This is a genomic window from Variovorax ginsengisoli (assembly GCF_030486595.1).
Taxonomy (GTDB): domain Bacteria; phylum Pseudomonadota; class Gammaproteobacteria; order Burkholderiales; family Burkholderiaceae_C; genus Variovorax; species Variovorax ginsengisoli_B.
Genome location: NZ_JAUJZH010000005.1, coordinates 83,547 through 102,135 on the forward strand (window position 1 = coordinate 83,547; position 18,589 = coordinate 102,135).

The 18,589-nt window shown below is 69.3% G+C and carries 15 protein-coding genes; 12 read left to right on the top strand and 3 right to left on the bottom strand.

The features are described from left to right. Position 1: 1 nt before the first annotated feature. Positions 2 to 1,291: a glutamate-1-semialdehyde 2,1-aminomutase gene (gene hemL, locus QZH52_RS08835; protein ID WP_301806962.1), complete on the bottom strand. Its 1,290-nt coding sequence runs from the start codon at positions 1,289 to 1,291 to the stop codon at positions 2 to 4. Continuing rightward, positions 1,291 to 2,256, bottom strand: a complete 966-nt coding sequence (gene thiD, locus QZH52_RS08840) for a bifunctional hydroxymethylpyrimidine kinase/phosphomethylpyrimidine kinase (RefSeq protein WP_301806964.1) — start codon at positions 2,254 to 2,256, stop codon at positions 1,291 to 1,293. Before thiD ends, hemL begins: the two co-directional genes overlap by 1 nt. A gap of 111 nt (positions 2,257 to 2,367) precedes the next feature. On the opposite strand from thiD, the gene QZH52_RS08845 reads away from it, so the two are divergent. The 6 genes from QZH52_RS08845 (at position 2,368) to QZH52_RS08870 (ending at position 12,385) form a co-directional block, all read left to right on the top strand. Then, positions 2,368 to 2,538 carry a rubredoxin gene (locus QZH52_RS08845; protein ID WP_007838397.1) on the top strand — a complete coding sequence of 57 codons (171 nt, stop codon included), beginning with the start codon at positions 2,368 to 2,370 and terminating at the stop codon, positions 2,536 to 2,538. 80 nt (positions 2,539 to 2,618) lie between these two features. Next, complete coding sequence (locus QZH52_RS08850) at positions 2,619 to 3,014, top strand: response regulator (protein WP_286505950.1); 396 nt, start codon at positions 2,619 to 2,621, stop codon at positions 3,012 to 3,014. Further along, the gene (locus tag QZH52_RS08855; RefSeq protein ID WP_286525490.1) at positions 3,014 to 3,379 is read left to right on the top strand and encodes a response regulator; all 366 of its coding nucleotides are present in this window, start codon (positions 3,014 to 3,016) and stop codon (positions 3,377 to 3,379) included. Before QZH52_RS08850 ends, QZH52_RS08855 begins: the two co-directional genes overlap by 1 nt. Before the next feature lie 32 nt (positions 3,380 to 3,411). Continuing rightward, entirely contained in the window at positions 3,412 to 3,945 is a 534-nt protein-coding gene (locus tag QZH52_RS08860) for a chemotaxis protein CheW (protein ID WP_301807034.1), read from the top strand. Positions 3,946 to 4,017: 72 nt separating this feature from the next. After that, positions 4,018 to 6,297, top strand: coding sequence for a methyl-accepting chemotaxis protein (locus tag QZH52_RS08865; protein WP_436411558.1), 2,280 nt, complete (start codon positions 4,018 to 4,020; stop codon positions 6,295 to 6,297). A gap of 16 nt (positions 6,298 to 6,313) precedes the next feature. Next, complete coding sequence (locus QZH52_RS08870) at positions 6,314 to 12,385, top strand: hybrid sensor histidine kinase/response regulator (RefSeq protein WP_301807037.1); 6,072 nt, start codon at positions 6,314 to 6,316, stop codon at positions 12,383 to 12,385. Between the two features lie 21 nt (positions 12,386 to 12,406). Here QZH52_RS08870 and QZH52_RS08875 read toward each other — a convergent pair whose 3' ends face one another. Further along, positions 12,407 to 13,912 carry a cryptochrome/photolyase family protein gene (locus tag QZH52_RS08875; RefSeq protein ID WP_301807039.1) on the bottom strand — a complete coding sequence of 502 codons (1,506 nt, stop codon included), beginning with the start codon at positions 13,910 to 13,912 and terminating at the stop codon, positions 12,407 to 12,409. Between QZH52_RS08875 and QZH52_RS08880 the strand changes: the two genes are divergently transcribed. From QZH52_RS08880 to QZH52_RS08905, 6 genes are read left to right on the top strand one after another with little or no spacing between them, the layout of a single operon-like run. Continuing rightward, the gene (locus QZH52_RS08880) at positions 13,911 to 14,510 is read left to right on the top strand and encodes a YqgE/AlgH family protein (RefSeq protein ID WP_301807041.1); all 600 of its coding nucleotides are present in this window, start codon (positions 13,911 to 13,913) and stop codon (positions 14,508 to 14,510) included. The two genes, QZH52_RS08875 and QZH52_RS08880, sit on opposite strands and share 2 nt — an antisense overlap. Continuing rightward, positions 14,507 to 14,944 (top strand): Holliday junction resolvase RuvX, encoded by a 438-nt coding sequence (ruvX, locus tag QZH52_RS08885; protein ID WP_301807042.1) that lies wholly within the window; start codon positions 14,507 to 14,509, stop codon positions 14,942 to 14,944. The genes QZH52_RS08880 and ruvX overlap by 4 nt, the downstream gene beginning before the upstream one ends. After that, positions 14,941 to 15,438, top strand: coding sequence for a bifunctional pyr operon transcriptional regulator/uracil phosphoribosyltransferase PyrR (gene pyrR / locus QZH52_RS08890; RefSeq protein WP_286525483.1), 498 nt, complete (start codon positions 14,941 to 14,943; stop codon positions 15,436 to 15,438). Before ruvX ends, pyrR begins: the two co-directional genes overlap by 4 nt. After that, positions 15,438 to 16,400, top strand: a complete 963-nt coding sequence (locus QZH52_RS08895) for an aspartate carbamoyltransferase catalytic subunit (protein ID WP_301807044.1) — start codon at positions 15,438 to 15,440, stop codon at positions 16,398 to 16,400. Before pyrR ends, QZH52_RS08895 begins: the two co-directional genes overlap by 1 nt. Next, complete coding sequence (locus tag QZH52_RS08900) at positions 16,397 to 17,671, top strand: dihydroorotase (protein ID WP_301807046.1); 1,275 nt, start codon at positions 16,397 to 16,399, stop codon at positions 17,669 to 17,671. Before QZH52_RS08895 ends, QZH52_RS08900 begins: the two co-directional genes overlap by 4 nt. Further along, positions 17,668 to 18,414, top strand: coding sequence for a lysophospholipid acyltransferase family protein (locus tag QZH52_RS08905; protein ID WP_301807464.1), 747 nt, complete (start codon positions 17,668 to 17,670; stop codon positions 18,412 to 18,414). The genes QZH52_RS08900 and QZH52_RS08905 overlap by 4 nt, the downstream gene beginning before the upstream one ends. The last annotated feature ends 175 nt before the right edge of the window (positions 18,415 to 18,589 follow it).

Consider the following 18,589-nt stretch of genomic DNA (forward strand, 5'->3'; position numbering starts at 1 on the left):
CCTACAGCGTCTTGAAGATCTGGCGCGCCGCCTCGATGCTGGCGGCGATGTCGTCGTCGCTGTGCGCGGCGCTCACGAAGCCGGCCTCGTAGAGCGCCGGAGCGATGTAGACGCCGCGCTCCAGCAGGCCGTGGAACAGCGTGTTGAATTTCGTGCCGTCGCTCTTCATCACCGCCGTGTAGTTCTGCGGCAGCGCGTCGAGCAGGAAGAAACCGAACATGCCGCCTTCGCTGTCGGCGCTGAAGGGCACGCGCTCGGCGGCTGCGGCGGCCTTCAGGCCATCGACCAGCGACCGGGTCTTGGTCGACAGCGCTTCGTAGAAGCCCGGCTTGGCGATCTCCTTGAGGGTGGCCAGTCCGCAGGCGGTCGCCACCGGGTTGCCCGACAGCGTGCCGGCCTGGTACACGGGCCCCATCGGCGCCAGCTGTTCCATGATCGCGCGCGGTCCGCCGAAGGCCGCCAGCGGCATGCCGCCGCCGATCACCTTGCCCAGCACCGTGAGGTCGGGCGTGACGCCGAGCACGCCCTGGGCGCCGCGCAGGCCGACGCGGAACCCGGTCATCACTTCGTCGAACACCAGCAGTGCACCGTACTGCGTGCACAGTTCGCGGCAGCGCTTGGCGAAGGCCGCGCTGGTGCGGACGAAATTCATGTTGCCGGCGATCGCCTCGATCATCAGGCAGGCGATCTCGTGGCCGTGCAGCGCGAAGGCTTCCTCGAGCTGGGCCAGGTTGTTGTACTCGAGCACCAGCGTGTGCTGCACCACCTCGGGCGGCACGCCGGCCGAGGTCGGGTTGCCGAAGGTCGCGAGGCCGGAGCCGGCCTTGACCAGCAGGGCGTCGGCATGGCCGTGGTAGCAGCCTTCGAACTTGATGATGTATTTGCGGCCGGTGGCGCCACGGGCCAGGCGCAGCGCGCTCATCGCGGCTTCGGTGCCCGAGCTCACGAGGCGCACCATCTCCATCGACGGCACCAGCGCCAGGATGGCTTCGGCCAGCTCGATCTCGCGCTCGGTCGGGGCGCCGAACGAGAAACCTTCGATGACGGCGCGCTGCACTGCCTCGACCACGGCCGGATGCCCATGGCCGAGGATCATCGGGCCCCAGGAGCCGATGTAGTCGATGTAGCGCTTGTCGTCGGCGTCCCAGAAGTAGGCGCCCTGGGCGCGCTTCACGAAGCGGGGCGTGCCGCCCACCGCCTTGAAGGCCCGCACCGGCGAATTGACGCCTCCGGGGATGACGGCGCGGGCGCGCTCGAAGAGGATCTCGTTCTGGTCGGTGGTGGCAGGCATCAGTGTCGGGTGTCGTGCGGGGGAAGGGCGAAGTCCGTGGGGGACGCGAGGTCGTCATTGTCCTCGTCCTCGTCCTCCTCGGGCTGGGCCCAGAACAGGCGGTCGGGAAGCACGTGCCCCATGCCGGGGCGGAAACCGGCGTCGAGGCAGCGGTCCATGTAGCTGAGCGCCTCGGCGGTGGCCGCGACCAGGTCGGTGCCGCTGGCGAGCAGCGCCGCCAGCGCGGCCGACAAGGTGTCGCCGGCGCCGGCGAACACGGCGTCCAGCCGCTCGTACTTCTCGCTCGCGAGCACCGCTTGCGGCGAGGCCAGCACGTTGTCGATGAACTGGTCCGGCAGCATCAGCCCCGTGACCAGTGTGTAGGGCACGCCGAATTCCCCGGCCGCCATCGCGATGTCGCGTGCCGTCGGCGGCCGCTCGCCGCTCCAGTCGGGCAGCAGCCAGCGCCACAGCGTGCTGTGGTTGCCGACCAGCACCGTGGTCTGCGGCAGCACCAGGTCGCGGAAGGCATCGAGGTAGGCCTCGATCTGGGCGTCTTCCCACCATGAGAGATTCGGCATGTAGGCGACCACCGGCACCTCGGGGTAGTCGGTCGCGGTCTCGGCCACGGTGCTGAGGTTTTCGGGCGATCCGACGAAGCCGACCTTGATCAGCTGCACCTCGACATCCTCGAGGATCGAGCGCGCCTGCTCGGCCACCGCCTCTTCCTCGAAGGCGAAGTGGTCGAAGATCTCGGCCGTGTCGCGCGCGTAGGCACCCGTCACCACCGCCAGCATGTGGGCGCCGACCGAGGCCATGGCCAGGGCGTCGCCGCCCAGGCCGCCGGCCCCGCTCGGGTCGCTGGCATTGAACACCAGCACGCAGGGTGGGTTCGAATCGGCGTCGTCGGTTTCGGTGTCGTCCGAGGGGTCGGTAAGATCGCTCACTTTGCGGTCGTGCTCTGGTGGTAGTAGATAAGTTTTCATACTCAAATCAGGGCTCAACAGATGGTGGCATAACTGAGACGCTTGTCACGCGAATTGTTGATACGTTTGGATACGATCGTTGCATTTGATGAACAGGGACCTTAAGCTGCGATGAATACGAAAACCTGGATGTGCCTGATTTGTGGGTGGATCTATGACGAGGCGGTCGGCGTGCCAGAGGATGGTATTGCGGCCGGCACGGCATGGGCGGATGTTCCGATGAACTGGACCTGCCCGGAATGCGGGGCACGCAAGGAAGATTTCGAGATGGTTGAGATCTGAAGCATGGCATAGGGCCGCGCTTCCTGCGATCCTGAGAGGGGGCGCAGCGGTCTGCAAGGTGTCATACAGGAGCGGTGCGAATGAGCGCGAATGGATCCGGCTACAAGGTGCTCGTCATCGACGACAGCAACACCATTCGGCGCAGCGCCGAGATCTTCCTGAAGCAGGGCGGCCATGAAGTGCTGCTCGCCGAGGACGGCTTCGACGCCCTCTCGAAGGTCAACGACCACAAGCCCCACCTGATTTTCTGCGACATCCTGATGCCGCGCCTCGACGGCTATCAGACCTGCGCCATCATCAAGCGCAACGCGACTTTCTCCAACGTCCCGGTCGTCATGCTGTCCTCCAAGGACGGCGTCTTCGACAAGGCGCGCGGCCGCATGGTCGGCTCGCAGGACTACCTCACCAAACCATTCACCAAGGACCAGCTGCTGCATGCCGTGCAGCAGTTCGGTCTCGTTCAGGAAACCCCGTAATGGCGATTCGCAAAGTGCTCGTGGTCGACGACTCGAAGACGGAACTCTTGTTCCTCACCGACCTGCTCCAGAAGAACGGCTTCTCGGTCAAGACGGCCGAGAACGCGGACGACGCGATGCGTCGGCTCGAGGAAGAACAGCCCGACCTGATCCTGATGGACGTCGTGATGCCGGGCCAGAACGGCTTCCAGCTCACCCGTGCCATCGCCCGCAATCCGCAGTACGCTGCGGTGCCGATCATTCTCTGCACCAGCAAGAACCAGGAAACCGACCGCGTCTGGGGCATGCGCCAGGGCGCCCGCGACTACATCGTCAAGCCGGTGAATGCCACCGAGCTCATGGCCAAGATCAGCGCCTTGGCCTGATCGATCGAAACCCTCGTCCATCCAACCCGCCCATGGCCAACCGCGACGCTCTCCGTGCTTTCCAGTCCCGGCTCGCCAGCCGCCTGCAGGCCGCGCGCACCTCGGACGTTTCCGCCTCGTGGCTGGCCGTCGAGGCCGGTGAAGCGAAGTACCTGTTCCCGCTCGGGCATGCCGGCGAGATCTTTCCCTGGGTGGCGCCGCAGTCCGTGCCCTACACCGCGCCCTGGTTTCTCGGCGTGGCCAATCTGCGCGGCGGCCTGTTCGGGGTCGTGCAGCTGTCGACCTTCGCCACCGGCGCCGCCGCACCACCGGTGCTGAACGAGACGACCCGCGCGCAGTCCCGGCTGGTGGCGCTCAACGAGCTGCTGGAAGTCAACTGCGCCCTGCTGATCGACCGCCTGGTCGGCCTGCGCGGCGTGGACGCCTTCGTGGCCTCCGAGGCACCGCAGGAAGAGTCCCCGCCCTGGCTCGGACATTCGTACACAGACGCCGCCGGAGGCCGCTGGCAGGAGATCAACCTGCAGGCGCTGTCCCAGCAACCCCAGTTCCTGAGCATTGGCGCCTGAGCGGCCAGCCGTGCACGTTTACAACCTGAAGGACCGACCGTGAGCTCGATCGCCGACAAGTTCAAGAAATTCATGCCGCAGGGCGGCAACCCGGTGGCGGTGGGCGGCGACAGCGCCGCCACCCTGTCGCTGGACAGCATCGAAACCGTGCAGACGGCCGAGGACAGGGTCGAGCACGTGCGACGCGACGCGGCGCCCGAGCCCGAGCCGATGCAGCTGGAGGACACGGTGGTGCAGAGCGAAGAGGTGGCGGCGCCGGTCGAGAGCACCGGTGCCGAGCGGCCGCCGGCCGCGCGCTCCAGGCGCTCGCAGCGCGCCAGCCCGGCGCGCCAGCAGCGGATCCTGGCGCTGGCCCTGGCCGGCGTGGTGCTGCTGCTGCTGCTTGTGGCCGGCTCCGCCATCCTGCGCGCCGAACGGCTGGCCCAGCAGGTGGCCGCCACCGGCCAGTCGCTGATGCAGTCGCAGCGGCTCGCCAAGTCGGTGTCGCAGGCGCTGGTCGGCAACGTCGGCGCCTTCACCGAAGTGCGCGACAGCGCCGACGACCTGACGCGACGCGTGCAGGGCCTGACGAACGGCGACGACGCGCTCAAGCTGGAGCGCGTGGGCAGCCAGTACGACACCGAGCTCGGCAAGATCAACCCGCTGGTCGAGCGCGCCGACAAGAGCGCCAAGGCCGTGCTGGCGCAGCAGAAGATCCTGACGCAGGTCGGCACCGCGCTGCGCGACATCAACCGCCAGTCGTCGGACCTGCTCGAGATGGCCGAGACCGTGGCGTCGCTCAAGATGCAGCAGAACGCGACGATCCCGGAGATCTCGGCCGCCGGCCAGCTCGTGATGCTGACCCAGCGCATCGGCAAGTCGGCCAACGAGTTCCTGACGGTCGAAGGCGTGAGCCCCGACGCCGTGTTCCTGCTCGGCAAGGACCTGAACAGCTTCCAGGAAATCACCCGCGGCCTGCTCGACGGCAGCCCGCAGCAGCGCCTGCCGGGCACCCGCGACGCGCAGACCCGCCAGCAGCTCGAAGCGATCCTGAAGACCTACGAAACGACCCGCACGCAGGCCGGCGCCATCCTGGGCAACCTGCAGGGCCTGGTCGCCGCGCGCGAAGCGCAGGCCGCGATCCTGACCGACAGCGAACCGCTGCGCACCTCGCTCGGCGACCTGCAGGACAAGCTCTCGGCCCGCACCGGCCTGGGCGCGGGCACGGTCGTGATGCTGTTCGTGCTGTCGCTGGCCGCCCTGGCACTGGCCGGCGCGATCGGTTTCGTGCAGGTGCGCGAAGGCCGCGAACGTGCCGCCGCGGCGGAACGCGACCGGGTCGAGGCCGAGCGCGTGAGCGAGGACGCGAGCCGCGTCAACGCCGCCAACCAGGCCGCCATTCTGCGGCTGATGAACGAACTGCAGACGGTGGCCGAAGGCGACCTGACGCAGGAAGCCACCGTGACCGAGGACATCACCGGCGCGATCGCCGACTCGGTGAACTACACGGTGGAAGAACTCCGCCTGCTGGTGGGCAACGTGCAGAACACGGCGACCCGCGTGGCGCAGACCACCTCGCAGGTGGAAAGCACCTCGACCGAGCTGCTGGCGGCCTCGACCGAACAGCTGCGCGAGATCCGCGAAACCGGCCAGTCGGTGCTGACCATGGCCGAGCGGATCAACGGCGTGTCCTCGCAGGCACAGGAATCGGCAACGGTGGCGCGGCAATCGCTGCAAGCCGCTTCGTCGGGCCTGCAGGCGGTGCAGAACGCGATCGGCGGCATGAACTCGATCCGCGACCAGATCCAGGAAACCTCCAAGCGGATCAAGCGCCTCGGCGAATCCTCGCAGGAGATCGGCGAAATCACCGAGCTGATCTCGGACATTACCGAACAGACCAACGTGCTGGCGCTCAACGCCGCCATCCAGGCCGCGTCGGCCGGTGAAGCCGGTCGCGGCTTCTCGGTGGTGGCGGAAGAAGTGCAGCGGCTGGCCGAACGCTCCGCCGACGCCACGCGCCAGATCTCGGCGCTGGTGAAGGCGATCCAGACCGACACCCAGGACGCGGTCGGCGCCATGGAGCGCTCGACCCAGGGCGTGGTCGAAGGCGCGAAGCTGTCCGACAATGCCGGCACCGCGCTGTCCGAGATCGACCGCGTGTCGCGCCGCCTTGCCGACCTGATCGAGCAGATTTCGCAGTCGGCCTCCCGCGAAGCCGATTCGGCCAACGTGGTGGCGGCCAACATCCAGCACATCTTCGCCGTGACGGAACAGACCGGCGAAGGCACGCGGACCACCGCGCAGCAAGTGCGCGAGCTCTCGCACATGGCCGAAGAGTTGCGCCAGTCCGTGTCTCGTTTCAAGATTGCCTGAACGCCGAGCGCCCAACGTGTCGATCCAAAGCCCCGCCACCGCCCACACAGCCGGCAACGCGCCGGCCACCGAGGATCTTGGGCCGCTGGCCTGGGTATTGGGAGAAATCCAGAAGACGCTCGACGGGGTAGGCAAAACGCTGCGCCGCTTCGCCCGCGAGGCGGCCACGGCGTTGCCGGGTTCCGAGCTCGACACCGCGCCGCTGCGTCAGGCGCGCCTGCAACTGCACCAGGCGGTCGGCGCGCTCCAGATGGTGGGCCATACGGCGCCGGCCCTGGTGCTGGGGGCGATGGAGTTCGCGGTCCAGAGCTTTGCCAGCGAGCCTTTGCGCTGCAACGAGGCCGCGGTCCAGAAGATCGACCGCGCCGGCTTCGCGGTCGCCGATTTCCTCAACGCGATGATCGCCGGCAAGGTGGTCTCGTCGGTGGCGCTGTTCCCGCAGTACCGCGAGGTGCTCGAACTGGTCGGCAACGAGCGGGTCCACCCGGCCGACCTCTGGAGCATGACCTGGCGCTGGGTCGAGATCAAGCCGGCGCCCACGCAAACCGCGCTGGTCTATGACCCGGCGGTGCGCTCCAAGCTCGACCGCGAAGTGCTCAAGGTCGTCAAGAGCGGCGACGATCACGCCGCCCGCCGGCTGCAGGCGCTGTGCCTCGGTCTCGGACGCGGCGCCTCGGTGCCGCGGGTCGCAAGCTTCTGGACCCTGGCGGCCGGTTTCTTCGAGGCCCTGGCGCTGGCGCTGATCCCGGCCGATGCCCACGTGAAGCGGGCGGCCTCGCGCGTGCTGCTGCAGTACGCCACGCTGGCGCGCGGCGACAACACGGTCTCCGACCGGCTGGGCCAGGACCTGCTGTTCTTCTGCGCCCAGGCCGTGCCCGGTCCGCGCGACGAAGCCGCCACCTTGCGCGCAGTGCGCATCGCCTGGGGCGTGGCCAACGAGCAGACCGTCGACTACACGATCGAACAGTTCGGCCGCTTCGACCCGCTGGTGCTGGCGCAGGCGCGCAAGCGCATCGAGTCGGCCAAGGAAATGTGGTCGGCGCTCTCGGGCGGAGACGTGAGCCGCACGCGGCAGGTGGCCGACACCTTCGTGCAGCTGGGTGAATCGCTGCAGAAGCTGCATCCGCCGAGCGCGCCGATGGTGCAGGCGCTCAACAATGCGGTCGAGGCTTCGCTGCGTTCGGGCCAGCCGCCGGCGACCGAGCTGGCGATGGAAGTCGCGACCTCGGTGCTCTACCTCGAGGCCGCCTTCGAAGACCTGGATCCGCACGATCGCCAGCTTACGGCGCGCACCGTCCAGCTCGCGGGCCGCATCGAGCGAGCGCGCGACGGCGGCCGTTCGGAGCCGCTCGAGCCCTGGATGGAGGAGCTCTACCGCCGCGTCAGCGACCGCCAGACCATGGGCACCGTGGTCGGGGAACTGCGCAGCCACCTGAGCGAGCTCGAGAAGTCGCTCGACCAGTTCTTCCGCCGGCCGACCGAAAAAAGCCTGCTGCGCACCGTGCCGAACCAGCTGCTGCAGATGCGCGGCGTGTTTTCGGTGCTCGGCCTCGACCAGGCCGCGCAGACCGTGCAGCGCATGCGCGAGAACGTCGACCAGCTGATGGCCGAGGAGTCGCCCGCCGACGAGATCCGCGCTTTCGATTCGCTCGGCAACAACCTGGGCGCGCTGGGCTTCCTGATCGACATGCTGAGCTACCAGCCGGCACTGGCCAAGCGCCTGTTCGTGTTCGATGCCGAACTCGGCGAGCTCAAGCCCCTGATGGGCCGGCAAGCCGCCGAAGCCGGCGCGCCGGAGGCCGCGGCGCCGGCGCCGTCCTTCGCATCGGCCTCCGGGCCGGTCGCCGTGACCGACACCGTACTGAGCGTCGAGGAAGTCGACGCGCAGATCGCGGCCAAGCTGGCGGCGCTCGCCGCCCCGGGCGGGCGCAGCAAGCCGGCGCCGTCGCCGATCGAGGAGTTCAGCCGCGCGACCGCCAGCTGGACCGCGAAGATCACCGGACCGGCACCGCTCGACGGGCTGATGCCCGACACCGAAGTCACGGAGCTCGAGGAAGACGACCTCCAGAACATCTTCCTCGACGAGGCGCGCGAAGTGCTGCACAACGGCCTGGCCGCGGTGTCCGCGCTTTCGTCGCGCCCGGACGACGATGGCGAGCTGACCGTGCTGCGCCGCGCCTTCCACACCCTCAAGGGCAGCTCGCGGATGGTCGGGCTGATGGACTTCGGCGAGGCCGCCTGGTCGTTCGAGCAGGTACTCAACACCTGGCTGGCCGACCAGCGCCCGGCGACGCCGGAACTGATTGCCGGCACGCGCAGCGCACTGACCGATTTCGCCAAGTGGGTCGAGGCCATCGCCGCCAACCAGCCGCACGGCTGGCAATCGGCGCCGTTCCGCAGCATGGCCGAGGCCCTGCGCTCCGGCGAGCCGCTGGCGCCCACGCCGCGCGTGGCCGATGCCGACGCGCTGGTGGCCGCCGCGCGCCACATCGCGGCCGATTCGCTGACCGAGGCGGCGCCGCCCGCAGTCGTGCCCGAGGCACCGCTGCCGCTGCTCGAGCTTCCAGAGCTTCCCGATCTCGAACTCGGGCCGATCGAGCTCGACCTGCCCGCGGTCGAGCAGCCGGTCGCGGCGGCGCCCGTCGAGCCTGCGCCGGACGCCGAAGTGCCCACCGTCTGGTCGGGCCTGCAGGAGGCCTCCCGTGAAGAGGATGCGCCGCGGGTCCCGGACGATTTCGCCTCGACCGACTTTCTGGATTTCGACGGTACGCCGGCGCCCGAGGCGCCGCTCGACCTGGGCACGCTGGAGGACGTTGATTTCCTGGAGACCGTCCATACTTCGCTCGAGCCCGTGGCACGCCCGGCCCCGGTCGAGTCCGAAGCAGAACCGGCGCTGTCCTTCGAATTGAGGTTGGAGCCCGAAGCGCCGGCCGAGCCGCCGCAGGCCGTCGAAACGGCGCCCGAGCCCGAGGCCGAACCGGAACCGATGCCGGAGCCGGAACCCGAGCCGGTGCTCGAGGTCGAGCCCGTGATCGAACCGCTGTCACTGGCGCCGGTGGCGCAAGCCGCCGAGACGGAAGTCGAGCCCGAACCGCAACCGGAGCCCGAGCCCGAGCCCGTCGTCCAAGCCGCGGCGGCCGAGGTCGAAGCGCCCGCGGCCGCGCCGCCGATCGAGATCGAACCCGAGCGCCCGGCCCTGCCTAGCGCCGAGGAGCAGGTCAAGGTCATCGGGCCGCTGCGTATCGGCATCGCGCTCTACAACGTCTATCTCAACGAAGCCGACGAGTGGTCGCGGCAACTGGCCACCGAAGTCGGCGAATGGGCGCTCGAGTCGCACCAGCGGGTCGCCGACTCGACGATCGGCCTCGCGCATTCGCTGGCCGGCAGCTCGGCAACAGTCGGCTTCCAGAGCCTGTCGGGCATGGCGCGCCTGCTCGAGGCGGCCTTGCAGCATCTGCAGATGCAGGGCCGCGGCACGCCCCAGCAGGGCGCGGTGCTGGTCGGCGCTGCCGAAGAGCTGCGCCGCCTGCTGCACCAGTTCGCCGCCGGCGTCCTCAAGGATCCGGTCGAAGGCACGCTGCGCGCGCTGCGCGAAGTGGCGGCTTCGGTGCTGCCGGCCGAGCCGCTCGACACCCGTCCGGTCTATCCGCACCTGGTGCGCGACGCCATGGCCGACGTGGCGCTCGACGATTCAGAGGACGCCATCGACCTGGCCGACGCGGTCGACGTCGACCTGTTCCCGATCTTCGAGGAAGAAGCGGCCGAACTGCTGCCGCAGCTCGGCGCCGCCCTGCGCGACTGGGCGCAGCGCCCCGAGGACACGGCGCCGCGTTCGTCGACGCTGCGCACCCTGCACACGCTCAAGGGCAGTGCCCGGCTCGCGGGCGCGATGCGCCTGGGCGAGCGTGCGCACCGCATGGAATCCGAGATCGAGATGCTCGGTTCCGCGGGCGTCGACCGCGACTCGATCGAGAAACTGCTGGTGCGCTTCGACGCCTTGCAGGCCACCTTCGACGGGCTGCGTGCCGCCGACGATGCGATCCAGACCGAACTGGTGCAGCGCGCGGTGGCCGCGCCGGCCTCGCCTCAGCCGGTCGAGCCGCCGCCGCTCGCGGCCGTGGCCGTGGCCGAAGCGCCGGCTGCCGTGGCCGCACCCGCGGCCGACCGCGCCGCGGTGGCGCTGCCTTCGCCGTCGGCCCTGACGCCGCTGCGCGGCGTGTCGAGCCAGGCGGTGCGCATCCGCACCCACCTGCTCGACCGGCTGGTGGCGCAGGCCGGCGAAGTCATCATCACCCGCTCGCGGCTCGAAGCCGAGATCGGCCAGCTGCGCAGCTCGCTCAGCGACCTGACCGGCAACCTCGACCGCCTGCGCCAGCAGCTGCGCGACATCGAGGTCCAGGCCGAAAGCCAGATGCAGTCGCGACTGGCGCAGGCCAAGGATTCGCAGCAGGGCTTCGATCCGCTCGAGTTCGACCGCTTCACCCGGGTGCAGGAACTGACCCGGATGATGGCCGAGTCGGTCAACGACGTGGCGACCGTGCAGCGCACGCTGCAGAAGACCGTGCAGGCGACCGAGGATGACCTCAGCGCCCAGGCGCGCCAGACGCGCGAACTGCAGCGCGGCCTGCTGCGCACCCGCATGGTGGAGTTCGAAGGCATCTCCGAGCGGCTCTACCGCGTGGTGCGCCAGGCTTCCAAGGACACCGGCAAGCAGGTGCGGCTGGACATCACCGGCGGCTCGATCGAAATGGACCGCGGCGTGCTGGACCGCATGACGCCTGCCTTCGAGCATCTGCTGCGCAACTGCGTGGCGCATGGCATCGAGGACGCCGCCACGCGCGAGCGGGCCGGCAAGGAGGCCAGCGGCCTGATCGCGATCGAGCTGCACCACGAAGGCAACGACGTCTCGGTGAGCTTCCGCGACGACGGCGCCGGCCTGAACCATGCACGCATCGTCGAACGCGCGCAGGCGCTCGGCCTGGTGGCCCAAGGCCAGTCGCTCAGTCCCGCCGAAGCGGCCGAACTGATCTTCCAGCCGGGCTTCTCGACCGCGGATCAGGTTTCCGAGCTGGCTGGCCGCGGGATCGGCATGGACGTCGTGCGGGCCGAAGTCGCCGCCCTCGGCGGCCGCATCGAGACCCACAGCCAACCGGGCCAGGGCACCGTCTTCAAGCTGGTGCTGCCGCTGACCACCGCCGTGACGCACGTGGTCATGCTGCGCGCCGGCGGCACCTCGATCGGCGTGCCGTCCAACCTGGTCGAACTGGTGTTGCGCGCGAGCGCCTCGGACCTCGAATCCGCCTACATCGAGCAGCGCTACCCCTTCGGCGGCGAGCAGGTGCCGTTCTACTGGGCCGGCGCGCTGTTGCAGTCCTCGGCGCGCAGCGAGCGTGCGCCGGCCAAGGCCAACACGATCGTGGTCGTGCGCAGCGCGGCGCAGCGTGTCGCACTGCACGTGGACGAAGTGCTGGGCAACCAGGAAGTGGTGGTCAAGAACCTCGGGCCTCAGCTGTCGCGGCTGCCCGGCATGGCGGCGATCTCGGTCCTGGCCTCGGGTGCGGTCGCGCTGATCTACAACCCGGTGGCACTGGCCGCGGTGCATGGCGAGCAGGCGCGCGAATTCCAGGCCGCCGCCCGCCGCCAGCCGGCGCTGCGAGGTGCCGAGCCGGTGGCCGTGCAGGCGGCGGTGGTGCCGCAGGTGCCGCTGGTGCTGGTGGTGGACGACTCGATCACGGTGCGACGCGTCACCCAGCGCCTGCTGCAGCGCGAAGGCTACCGCGTGGCGCTGGCGGCCGATGGCCTGCAGGCGCTCGAGCGGCTGCAGCAGGAGCGCCCGGCGGTCGTGCTGTCCGACATCGAGATGCCGCGCATGGACGGCTTCGATCTGGCGCGCAACATCCGTGCCGACCAGTCGCTGGCCGACCTGCCGATCATCATGATCACCTCGCGCATCGCCGAGAAGCACCACGACCATGCACGGGCGCTGGGCGTCAACCACTACCTGGGCAAGCCGTACTCGGAAGACGAACTGCTGCGGCTGGTGCGGAGCTATACCGGGGTCGACCTGCCGGCCGTGCTGGCGGCCTGATCTTGTCGGCCGAGGAGGGCGTCAGCGCTTCTGGCGCGGCGCCTGCGCCTTGACCACCGCATAGCGCTGCAGCGTCCGCTCGCGGGCCTCGGCATGGTCGACCACCGGCTTCGGGTAGTTCCGCCCGAGCTCGACGCCGGCGGCCACGAGCTCCACCGGGCTGGCGGTCCAGGGCGCGTGGATCGCCGCATTCGACAGCTTCGCCAGCTGCGGGAGGTAGCGCCGGATGAACTTGCCTTCGGGGTCGAAGCGCTCGCTCTGCGTGGTCGGGTTGAAGATCCGGAAGTAGGGCTGCGCGTCGCAGCCGCTGGAGCTCGCCCACTGCCAGCCGCCGTTGTTCGAAGCCAGCTCGAAGTCGTTGAGATGCAGGGCGAAGTAGCGCTCGCCGCGGCGCCAGTCCAGCCCCAGGTCCTTGCAGAGAAAGCTCGCCACCACCATCCGCAGGCGGTTGTGCATGTAGCCGGTCTGGTTGATCTGCGCCATGGCGGCGTCGACCAGCGGATAACCGGTCTTGCCCTGGCACCAGGCGTCGAACAGCTGGTCGGCATGCTTGCCGTGGTGCCACTGGATGCGGTCGTATTCGGGCTTGAAGCTGCGTGACTCGCCGCCTTCGGCCACGTGTGGGTGGTGGGCCAGGATCTGGAAATAGAAATCGCGCCAGATCAGCTCGCTGAGCCAGGTCGCCGCGCCGGCGTCCCCTTGCAGTGACAGCTGGTGCGCCACGCCCGCCAGCTGGCGGATCGACACGGTGCCGAAGCGCAGGTGGACCCCCAGGTAGCTCGGGCCGCGCACCGACGGATAGTCGCGGGCGGCGTCGTAGCGGTCGATGCGCTGGAAGAAGTCGTCGAACAGGGCGGCGCCGCCCTGGCTGCCGGTCGGGATGTCGAGCTCGGACAGGTTGCTCTTCTCGAAGCCGATGTCGGCCAGCGCCGGCACCGGCGCCCGCAGCGGGTCGGGCGGCGGCGCCAGCGCATCGGCGTGGCGGCGCACCGGGTAGGGCTTCAGGTGGAAGGCGTCGACCTTGGCCAGCCAGGCGCGCTTGTAAGGCGTGAACACGCTGTAGGGCTGGCCGGTCTGCGTCAGCACCTCGTCGCGCTCGAAGATGGTCTGGTCCTTGTAGCTGTGGAAGGCCACGCCGGCATTGGCCAGCGCCCCGAGCACCCGGGCGTCGCGGGCCAGGGCCGCGGGCTCGTCATCGCGGTTCGCGAACACCGCCTGGACGTCGAGTTGGCGCGCAAGCAAGGCGATCTCATCCTCGGCGACGGCATGCCGCACCACCAGCCCGCCGCCGAGGGCGCGCAATTCGGCGTCGAGCTCCACCAGCGACTCCCGGATGAATTCCACCCGCCGGTCGATGCGCGGCAAGGGGTCGAGAATGGCGCGGTCGAACACGAACACGCACACCACCTGGCGGCATGCCCGCAGCGCCTGGTAGAGGGCCGCGTTGTCGTCCACACGCAGGTCGCGGCGAAACCACATGAGGCCCTTGGGATAGATCTTGTCGACGGCCAGTAAAATGGGCGGCATGGCCCTTGATTCTGCACCGATGAACCTCACGCATCATTTTCTGATCGCGATGCCGGGTCTGGAAGACAAGGCCTTCAATCGCAGCGTGGTCTACCTGTGCGAGCACAGCGAGCGCGGCGCGCTCGGGCTGGTGATCAACAAGCCCAGCGACATCAACCTGGGCGTGCTGTTCGAGAAGATCGAGCTCCACCTGTCGCGTCCCGAACTCGGCAACGCGCCGGTGTTCCAGGGCGGGCCGGTGCAGACCGAGCGTGGTTTCGTGCTGCACGAGCCGGTCTTCTCCGATGCCGACAAGCCCAACGAATCGGTCTACGCGTCGACCATGACGATCCCCGGCGGCCTCGAGATGACCACCTCCAAGGACGTGCTGGAGGCCATGGCCACTGGCGCCGGCCCGCGCAGGGTGCTGGTGTCGCTCGGCTACGCGGCCTGGGGCGAGGGCCAGCTCGAATCCGAACTGGCCGAGAACAGCTGGCTCACGGTCGGCGCCGACCCGGCCGTGATCTTCGACACCCCGGTCGAGCAGCGCTACGACAAGGCCCTGTCGCTGCTGGGCCTGGAGGCCTGGACCTTGTCGCCCGATGCGGGGCATGCATGAGCGATCCGGCGATGCCCGACCGCAACATGCCTTCCCCGCCCGTTCCCGCCCATTTCCAAAGTTTCCTGGCCTTCGACTACGGCCAGAAGCGCACCGGCGTCGCCAGCGGCAACCGGCTGCTGCGCAGCGCCACGCCGCAGGCCACCATCAAGGCCGAGGGCGACGCCCGCTTCGCCCAGGTCGAGGCCCGGATCCGCGAGTGGCAGCCCGATGCGCTGGTGGTCGGCGTGCCCTACCACCCCGACGGCGCGCCGCACGACAACACCCGGGCCGCGCAGCGCTTCGCCCGCCAGCTGCGCGGCCGCTTTCGCCTGCCGGTGTACGAGGTCGACGAGCGCTACAGCACCACCGAGGCGCTGGCTGGCGGCGCGCGCGACGCCGATGCCGCCTCGGCCTGCATCATCCTTGAACAGTTCCTGAGGAGTCTCCCGTGAACGCAATCCCCGACGCCGAGGCGCTCTATATCGAGCTGCTGCGCGGCGTGAAATCCCTGCTGCGACCCGACACCCGCCTGGTCGGCATCACCTCGGGCGGCGCCTGGCTGGTCGAGCGGCTGCAAAAGGACCTGGGCCTGGCCGGCGCGCCCGGCATCATCTCCTCGGCCATGCACCGCGACGATTTCGCCCGCCGCGGCCTGGCCGCCAGCGCGCAGACCACGCTGCCTTTCGACGTCAATGGCGCCGACGTGCTGCTGCTCGACGACGTGCTCTACACCGGCCGCACCATCCGCGCCGTGCTCAACGAGCTGTTCGATTTCGGCCGTCCGGCCTGCGTGCGGCTGGCGGTGATGATCGACCGCGGCGGCCGCCAGCTGCCGGTGGCGGCCGACTTCGCGGCCCAGAAGCTCGAACTGCCCGCCACCCAGCTGCTGGCCCTGGCCCGCGGCGACACCGGCGCCTTCAGCTTCAAAGTGGAGGAAAACACCTGATGCTCTACAAGCGAAACCCCCAGCTCAACAAGAACGGCGAACTGATCCACCTGCTGTCGATCGAGGGCCTGCCGAAGGACATCGTCACCCACATCCTCGACACCGCGGCCAACTTCACGAGCGTCAGCGACCGCGAGGTCAAAAAGGTGCCGCTGTTGCGCGGCAAGAGCGTGTTCAACCTGTTCTTCGAGAACTCGACCCGCACCCGCACCACCTTCGAGATCGCGGCCAAGCGGCTGTCGGCCGACGTCATCAACCTCGACATCGCGCGCTCGTCGGCCACCAAGGGCGAGTCGCTGCTCGACACCATCGCCAACCTGAGCGCGATGGCGGCCGACCTGTTCGTGGTGCGTCACAGCGAGTCGGGCGCACCCTACCTGATCGCGCAGCACGTCGCGCCGCACGTGCACGTGGTGAACGCGGGCGACGGCCGGCATGCGCACCCGACGCAGGGCCTGCTCGACATGTACACGATCCGGCAATACAAGAAGGACTTTTCTAACCTCACGGTGGCGATCGTCGGCGACGTGCTGCATTCGCGTGTGGCGCGCTCCGACATCCACGGGCTCACCACGCTGGGCTGCGCCGAGGTGCGCGTGGTCGGCCCCAAGACGCTGGTGCCGAGCGACATGGCGCAGATGGGCGTACGCGTCTGCCACACGCTCGAAGAGGGCATCAAGGACTGCGACGTGATCATCATGCTGCGCTTGCAGAACGAGCGCATGAGCGGCGCACTGCTGCCGTCGTCGCAGGAGTTCTTCAAGACCTTCGGCCTCACGCCCGAGAAGCTGCAGCTCGCCAAGCCGGATGCGATCGTGATGCATCCGGGGCCGATCAACCGCGGCGTCGAGATCGACTCGGCGGTGGTCGACGGCCGGCAGAGCGTGATCCTGCCGCAGGTCACTTTCGGTATCGCGGTCCGCATGGCCGTCATGAGCATCGTCGCGGGTAACGAAGCATGAGCAACATCCTGATCATCAACGGCCGGGTGCTGGACCCGGCCTCCGGCCTCGACCGCCAGGCCGACATCGCGATCGCCGACGGCCGGGTGCAGTCCATCGGCGAGGTCTCGCCCGAGTTCCGGGCCGAGCGCACGCTCGATGCGCAGGGCTGCCTCGTGATGCCCGGCCTGGTCGACCTGGCGGCGCGCTTGCGCGAGCCGGGCTACGAGCACGAGGGCATGCTCGAGAGCGAGATGGGCGCGGCCGTGGCCGGCGGCGTCACCAGCCTGGTCTGCCCGCCCGACACCGACCCGGTGCTCGACGAGCCCGGCCTGGTCGAGATGCTCAAGTTCCGGGCCGAGAAGATGCAGCGCGCGCGCCTGTTCCCGCTCGGCGCGCTGACCCGCGGGCTGTCCGGCGAGGTGCTGACCGAGATGGCCGAGCTGACCGAGGCCGGCTGCATCGGCTTCGGCCAGGCCGAGGTGCCGCTCGGCAACACGCAGGTGCTGCAGCGCGCGCTGCTGTACGCCAGCACCTTCGGCTACACCGTCTGGCTGCGCCCGCAAGAGCGCGACCTCGGCCGCGGCGTCGCCGCCAGCGGGCCGCTGGCGACCCGGCTCGGCCTGGCGGGCGTGCCGGTGGCGGCCGAGACCATCGCGATCTTCACCATCGTCGAGCTGATGCGAAGCACCGGCGCGCGGGTCCACCTGTGCCGGTTGTCGAGTGCGGCCGGGGTGGCGCAGGTGCGAGCAGCCAAGGCCGAGGGCCTGCCGCTCACTTGCGACGTCAGCATCAATTCGCTGCACCTGGCCGACACCGACATCGGCTTCTTCGACAGCCGCGCCCGCCTCAACCCGCCGCTGCGCCAGCAACGCGACCGTGATGCGCTGTCGGCCGGGCTGGCCGACGGCACCATCGACGCGCTGGTGTCCGACCACACGCCGGTCGAGGCCGATGCCAAGACGCTGCCGTTCGCCGAGAGCGAGGCCGGGGCCACCGGCCTCGAGCTGCTGCTGCCGCTGGCGCTCAAGTGGGGCGAGCAGAGCGGCGCCGGACTGATGCGCGCGATCGAGGTCGTCACGGCGGCACCGGCGCGGCTGCTGGCTGCTCCGGGCGTCGGCAGCCTGGCCGCAGGCGGTGCCGCGGACCTCTGCGTGGTCGACCCGGTGCACGAGTGGCAGGTCACCCCCGAAGCGCTGAAGAGTCAGGGCAAGCACACGCCCTTCGGCGACTACGCCATGCGCGGACGGGCTCGCTTCACGCTCGTCGGCGGCCGGGTGGTGCACGGCTGATGCAGTCGCTCTCCGCCAGCTGGAGGCTGCTGCGTGCGATCGCGCACATGCTTTCAGGGTGGTGGACGATCCGCTTCCGGTTCGAGCGCCTGTCGCCGGCCGAGCGTGCCCAGTGCGTCCAGCAATGGGCCGAGCGCCTGCTCAACATCATGGGCATCCGGCTCACGGTGCACGGCACGCCGCCCGCGCACGGGCCGGTGCTGGTGGTGTGCAACCACCTGTCGTGGCTCGACATCGTGGCGATCCATGCCGCGCGGCACGTTCGCTTCGTCTCCAAGGCCAGCGTCCGGCACTGGCCGGTGATTGGCACGCTGTCGACCGGTGCCGGCACGCTCTACATCGAACGCGAGCGCCGGCGCGACGCGGTGCGGGTGGTGCACCACATGACCGAGGCGCTGCGCGCGGGCGACATCATTGCGGTCTTCCCCGAAGGCACGACAAGCGACGGCCACGGCCTGCTGCCCTTCCATGCCAACCTGTTGCAGGCGGCCATCTCGTCGGGGGCGCCGGTGCAGCCGGCGGCGCTGCGCTTCGCCGATGCGGCCAGTGGCCAGAACAGCGATGCGCCACGCTATGTGGACGACGACAACCTGCTGGCTTCGCTGTGGAACACGCTGAAGGCCCCGCCGCTCTTGGCGATCGTGCATTTCGGCGAGCCCCAGCCATCGACGGGGCGCGATCGCCGGGGGTGGGCGAAGTCCCTGCATGCCGACGTCCAGTCGTTGCGCCGCGAACTCAGATAGACCAGGGCGCACCGCCCAAAAAAAGCAGCACCCCGAGGGGTGCTGCGCAACGGCGCCGAGGGCGCCGGGAGGAGGAATCGTCGTTCAGAGAACCCCGAAAACCTTCAATCCGATGATCACGACAAGCGGCACGCCGCAGAGCCAGAGGACGATGCTTTTCATGAGGGTCTCCAGT